The sequence below is a fragment of the Pseudoalteromonas luteoviolacea NCIMB 1944 genome (genome assembly GCF_001625565.1).
Lineage (GTDB): Bacteria > Pseudomonadota > Gammaproteobacteria > Enterobacterales > Alteromonadaceae > Pseudoalteromonas > Pseudoalteromonas luteoviolacea_F.
This window is the reverse complement of sequence record NZ_AUXS01000038.1, coordinates 46,591-52,633: the sequence shown is the minus strand read 5'-3', so window position 1 is coordinate 52,633 and position 6,043 is coordinate 46,591. Positions and strand designations below refer to the sequence as shown.

Genomic DNA, 6,043 nt, shown 5'->3' with positions numbered 1-6,043 from the left:
TTCAAACTTTTCTTTTGCCATGACGGAACCTATAAGTTTTTGTGTATCTAGATTACATATAAAAATAATCCACGCGCGCGCGGATTAGGTTTATTCTTTACAATTATAAATGTTTTTGTGACAAATCAAAGGAAGTATTTGGGAAGATCCGGAGACTGGTGCTGATAGGCAGATTTGAACTGCCGACCTCACCCTTACCAAGGGTGCGCTCTACCAACTGAGCTATATCAGCACACCAGAAATCTGGAGCGGGCAGCGGGAATCGAACCCGCATCATCAGCTTGGAAGGCTGAGGTAATAGCCATTATACGATGCCCGCTTTAGGAACCTGTTCTTAACTACCTCAGAACCGTCAAGAATAAAGTGGTGGAGGGAGCTGGATTCGAACCAGCGAAGGCTGAGCCGTCAGATTTACAGTCTGATCCCTTTGGCCGCTCGGGAACCCCTCCACATAAAAATTCTTTTCTAAAGCGTGTTCTAAATCTTATAAAGATGGTGCCGACTATCCGAGTCGAACGGATGACCTACTGATTACAAGTCAGTTGCTCTACCAACTGAGCTAAGTCGGCACTGCTTTAGTACGGGGCGAGATATTAGAGCAACCGATGACACTATGCAACAGTTAAATCAAAAAAAATCGCAATTTCTTGTTTAAATGCTCATATTTACGACAAAACATTCATTATTTAAACGTTTTGCTGATATTTACGCCAAAACACCAGCCCTTGCATTACCAAGTCATCAAAATAGATTCCTGATGGATCAAGGTGTTGCTGTATCAACTCACCGTATCCACCCGCATAAATCAGCTGTATTTCATTGCCCACATGCTCGGTTTGTTCCACAGCTTGTTTAGCCAGTGCGACAGTGGCGCTTAAGGCTGCATTTTTTACAGCATTGGGCGTATTGATCCCAAGCACTGTATCAAACGAGGTAGTTGAATCGCTGAATACTTTTTGCGTATTGGCAACCAAGCTTTCAATCATCATGTCTAAACCCGGTAATATCCATCCACCTTGATGCTGACCATCGGCTCCGAGAACATCCACTTTAGTTGCCGTGCCTGAATCGACAATAATACAAGCTTTATTAGGAAATAAATGATAGCTCGCCACCACAGTCAACCATCTGTCGATCCCTAAATTTTTAAATTCAGGATAGGCGCACTTGAGCCCCCCCAGCGAAGCTGAAACGGACGCAAAATAATGAGGGATTTGGTGTAATTGGGCATTGTGCAATATCGGTTCAAGACCTTCATTGCCACCCACCTGAGCTATCAATACCTCCTCTATCTTTTGCCAAGGTATATGTACCTCACTGATAACCGAGATATTACCACCGCGCTCTAGCGCAACTTTTACAGCCGTATTGCCGACATCAACAAGTAATCGCATTAGCCTTCCTTACGCAGTGATAGTTCGCCACCATAATAGGTTTTGCACTCGCCATCTTGGCGCAATATCAATCCACCCTGTTGGTCAATTCCTTCACAGATCCCGCGCCATTGCCGTTGCCCTGTACTCAAACTGACAGCCTGATCGCGAAATGCATTGAGTTCATTCCACTGTGCTACCATCTCGCTCAGTCCATTCTTTTGGTACATGTGGAGGCGCTTTTGCAAACATAATGTCAGTACCACCACAAGCTGATTTTTATCAATATCAGTAATGTGTTGGCTTAAGTCAGTCCATGCTTGGTCAATGTATTGCGCAGCGGTATTCGGCATCGCCACATTTAGCCCAATACCAATCACTAAATGACATGGACCCTCCATTTGGCCATCTAACTCCACCAGCACACCCGCTAATTTGTGTTCATTAATATAAATATCATTTGGCCATTTTAACTGGACGTCTATTTCATATAGTGCTTTTAGGGCATCGTAAACGGCTAGGCCAACAGCAACCGACACCCCCATAGCGGCTTGCATACCCTCTTCAAAATGCCAGTAATAGCTATAATATAAATTTGCCCCAAATGGTGACTGCCATTGCCTTCCGCGACGGCCCCTGCCCGCCTGCTGCATTTCAGCAACGAGTACATGTCCCGAGTTTAAATCATCGACATTAGTTTGGATGCGGCGCATCAACTCGCTGTTGGTTGAGTCGATTATAGGCTGTACTTCTATACGACAAGGGTTATCACTGAGCGCTTGCCAAACAGGCAAAATTTTATTTTGGTCTAACAGCGGTAAACTGTGATTGAGTCGATAGCCTTTTCCCGATACCTTAAAAATATCAATGCCCATATCTTGTAATGATTTGATATGCTTAGAGACGGCTGCTCGGCTAATACCGAGATCCTCACCCAGTGCTTGACCGGAAATAAAATGGTCGCGGCTCAATGCACTCAATATAGCAAGTTTGTTGCCGACGGGAGCTTTAACCATGGTTATCTCCTTGAACCCACTCACCTTGCTGGGCAATCAACCTCACCTCAGGTGTCAATGCTATGGCAAACTTTTCTGATACAGCCTGCTGAATGTGTGCAATCATATTTAACAGTTCTGCCCCCTGCCCTTGTTGATCATTGACCAAGACCAGTGCTTGTTTGTCATAGACACTGATCCCCCCTATTCGGTGCCCTTTCAGCCCCGCTTGCTCAATGAGCCAACCCGCAGCGAGTTTAACCGTGAGATCACTCACCGGATAAACGGGCATATCTGCATACTGCTCACGCAATTTACACGCAACTTCTTTGCTAACTACTGGGTTTTTGAAAAAACTTCCGGCATTGGCACACACGCTAGGATCTGGTAATTTACTGCATCGGATCTGCATCACCCGCTCTGCGATGTCCTTTGCATTCACAGTCTGTCCAACAAGATCTTGTAATGGCCCATAATTTAATACTGGTCGCCACTGTTTGGGTAATTTAAGCACCACCTGAGTGATAACAAAGCGCCCTTGCAACGCCCCTTTGAAGATCGAATCTCGATAGCCAAAATGACAAGCAGCCTTGTCTAGCTCCTCAAACATCTTTGTTTCTATGTTATACCCCGTGAGAGAGTCAAACACATCTGCCAATTCGACACCATAAGCACCTATATTTTGCACCGGAGCGGCCCCCACAGTACCTGGGATCAAAGCAAGGTTTTCCAATCCACCAATACCCATGTCCAGAAGTTTGAGCACCAGTTGATGCCAATTTTCTCCAGCACTAGCTTTCACCACATAGTGTTGTTCGGTTTCTGTGACTTCAATACCACGATTGGCCATCAGTACGACCTTACCGTGAAAATCTTCTAGAAAAATACAGTTACTGCCTTCTCCCAAAATGAAAAAGGGGGGGTCAAAATCGATGCAAGTTAACTGCTCTGGCACTTCTATGCGCAACAATTCACGGCAGCGAGTGGGCAAAGCAAATGTATGTAAGGACTGTAAAGAGTGCACTGGCAGCGCCTTTCAAAATACCAACTATTTTCCCTAGTTTACCCGATTGATGTCTCCAACGCATCCGAGTGTCATTTATATACTGAAGTGGTATAACAGAGATAACTCTCAATCATGAGCAAGGATAAAAATGAAACTCTCAGCCTTAACATTTGGCCTCGCACTGGCGGGCCTCTCTCACACTGTTTTGGCGGCAAAAGCCGTCGATGAACACACTTTTGCCAATCTAGATGATGTAGTGAGCACACACTTACACTTAGATTTAGATATTGACTTTGATGACAAACAGCTAGAAGGGTTTGTCGAGCACACATTAAAGTGGCAAAACAAACACGCCCGTACATTAGTGTTAGATACACGCGATCTTGAGATTGATCGCGTAATGTACCAAACACCTCAGGGAAAGTGGCACCCAGCCCAGTTCACATTGGCACCTCGCAATGGGGTAAAAGGCGCTAAGCTAACAATTAAGTTTAAACAACAAGCGACCAAAGCGCGTATTTACTACAATAGCTTGCCTCAAGCTTCTGGCTTACAGTGGTTAACACCGATGCAAACTGCCAGCAAAACACACCCATTTATGTATAGCCAGTCTCAAGCTATTCATGCCAGAAGTTGGATCCCTGTACAAGATACCCCAGCGATGCGCACCACTTATACCGCCCGTATCCAAACACCCAAAGATGTACGCGCTGTGATGAGTGCCGATAATTCAGAAGCTTTTGTAAAAGACGGCGATTATTGGTTTGATATGCCCCAAGCTATTCCACCTTATTTAATCGCCATTGGTGCCGGTAATCTTGAATACAAAGAAATGTCTCACCAAACAGCTATTTTCGCAGAGCCACAAATCCTCGAAGCGTCTGTGGCTGAGTTTAACGATACGCAGGCGATGATAGACAAAACCAATGCCATGTATGGTGAATATGCATGGGGTAGATATGACTTATTAATGTTGCCACCAAGCTTCCCATTTGGCGGTATGGAAAACCCGCGTTTATCTTTTATCACACCAACTGTTGTTGCGGGAGATAAAAGCTTAGTAAACTTGATCGCACATGAGCTTGCACATTCTTGGTCAGGTAACCTTGTTACCAATGCTACTTGGGAAGACTTGTGGCTCAATGAAGGATTCACCTCTTATGTTGAAAACCGGATCATGGAAGAAGTGTTTGGCCGTGATCGTGCAGTTATGGAACAAGCATTGGATGCCGCAGGACTGCGCGCGCAGCTCAACAACATTCCAGCACCCGATACACGTCTAAACTTAAAGCTCAATGGCCGCGATCCTGATGATGCGTTCAGCAAAGTGCCCTATATTAAAGGCCAGTTATTTCTCATTTACCTTGAAGAAAAGTTTGGCCGCGAAAAATTCGACGTGTTTGTCAAAGGTTACTTTGATGCTTACGCTTTTAAATCACTGACTACCGCTGAATTTGTGCAGTATTTGGATAAGCACCTACTGAAAAAGCATCCGGGTGTCGTATCTCTGGACAAAGCCAAAGAGTGGATATACCAACCAGGACTCCCTGCAGATGCCCCTACCCCAACCTCCAACGCATTTAATCAAGTTGATGCGCACATGCAGGCTTGGCTAAGTGGAAGCAAGCAACTCGACACCCTGCCGACACAAAACTGGACGGTACATGAGTGGCTACACTTTTTAAATAATTTGCCAAGGGATCTGTCGTTGGACAAGATGCAGGCACTGGACAAAGCCTTTAACCTAACAAATTCAAGCAATGCCGAATTAGCATTTGCTTGGTATATGCTCGCAGTCGGCAATGGCTACCAAGCTATCTACCCAGCACTGGACAAGCACCTAACAGGAATTGGCCGACGTAAATTGATTGTTCCACTATATAAAGCATTGGCTAAGACGGATAAGCGTGAGTGGGCATATCGCGTTTATCAGAATGCTCGAGCAGGTTACCACCCACTGGCGCAGGGAACTGTTGACGCTATTTTCAAATAAACACGCCCTCAGAGATAAAGCACATTGCTTTATCTCTGACAAATTTCCACATTAGGATACACAATCAATGCTGTGCTTCAATGGAAGCTAAAAATGCCGCGCGTTGCTCCGGTGTAGCCTGTTGCCACCAAAATTCAAGCATTGATACAGCATCGGGTTTTCCTGCACTCGGCGCTGGCTTATCGTTATCTATTTTTGCGGCAGTTGTATCATTTGTCACAGACACATGTACTGGCGCAGCAACCGGCTTTGTCGCTTCGCTCACACGACTAGCCGACACTTTGTTTCCTTGCTTAGCTTGTAGCCAAATAGTAGGTGACTTTGCAAAAGCACGAGCTTGCTCTACCGTTTCTATGGATTTAAAGCGCACTTGATAATCACTTTCCTTAATGTCTACTTCCACCCAAAATGGCTTTGAGTCAACCACCTCATGTTCGTCGTAGTCCAGCTCAAATAAATCTGAATACTTCACCTTGATCCGGTGAACACCTGCCGGCAATTCTAACGTGCGCACTTTGTTAAAAAATGAATGTTCAATTTCTCGGTCATTAACTTGTAAAGGCAGCAATTCTTCTGGGAAATTAACTTCCCCAGCAACAGAAATACCACTATAAAGTGCTATAAAAATTCCAAATATACTATTTTTCTTCATATTTCCTCTTTATTTGATTGCTAC

5 protein-coding genes and 4 tRNA genes are annotated in these 6,043 nt (G+C 44.8%); 1 reads left to right on the top strand and 8 read right to left on the bottom strand.

Annotated features, from left to right (window positions below; genetic code table 11):
• Positions 1 to 156: 156 nt before the first annotated feature.
• The 7 genes from N483_RS14290 to murB all read right to left on the bottom strand — a co-directional run bounded on the left by N483_RS14290 (position 157) and on the right by murB (position 3,392).
• Positions 157 to 232: transfer RNA gene (locus N483_RS14290), tRNA-Thr, on the bottom strand.
• 12 nt (positions 233 to 244) lie between these two features.
• A tRNA-Gly gene (locus tag N483_RS14285) sits at positions 245 to 319 on the bottom strand.
• A gap of 45 nt (positions 320 to 364) precedes the next feature.
• Positions 365 to 449 (bottom strand) — tRNA-Tyr (locus N483_RS14280).
• Between the two features lie 44 nt (positions 450 to 493).
• Positions 494 to 569: transfer RNA gene (locus N483_RS14275), tRNA-Thr, on the bottom strand.
• Between the two features lie 117 nt (positions 570 to 686).
• On the bottom strand, positions 687 to 1,394 hold the full coding sequence (locus N483_RS14270; RefSeq protein ID WP_023400207.1) for a type III pantothenate kinase: 708 nt from the start codon (positions 1,392 to 1,394) through the stop codon (positions 687 to 689).
• On the bottom strand, positions 1,394 to 2,389 hold the full coding sequence (birA, locus tag N483_RS14265; protein ID WP_023400208.1) for a bifunctional biotin--[acetyl-CoA-carboxylase] ligase/biotin operon repressor BirA: 996 nt from the start codon (positions 2,387 to 2,389) through the stop codon (positions 1,394 to 1,396). The genes N483_RS14270 and birA overlap by 1 nt, the downstream gene beginning before the upstream one ends.
• Positions 2,382 to 3,392 (bottom strand): UDP-N-acetylmuramate dehydrogenase, encoded by a 1,011-nt coding sequence (gene murB / locus N483_RS14260; protein WP_023400209.1) that lies wholly within the window; start codon positions 3,390 to 3,392, stop codon positions 2,382 to 2,384. The genes birA and murB overlap by 8 nt, the downstream gene beginning before the upstream one ends.
• 130 nt (positions 3,393 to 3,522) lie before the next feature.
• Here murB and N483_RS14255 point away from each other — a divergent pair, with 130 nt between their 5' ends.
• A complete protein-coding gene (locus N483_RS14255) occupies positions 3,523 to 5,367 on the top strand; it encodes a M1 family metallopeptidase (protein WP_023400210.1) in 1,845 nt (614 codons plus the stop codon).
• A gap of 64 nt (positions 5,368 to 5,431) precedes the next feature.
• Here N483_RS14255 and N483_RS14250 read toward each other — a convergent pair whose 3' ends face one another.
• The gene (locus tag N483_RS14250) at positions 5,432 to 6,019 is read right to left on the bottom strand and encodes a DUF2057 domain-containing protein (protein ID WP_023400211.1); all 588 of its coding nucleotides are present in this window, start codon (positions 6,017 to 6,019) and stop codon (positions 5,432 to 5,434) included.
• Positions 6,020 to 6,043 lie beyond the last annotated feature (24 nt).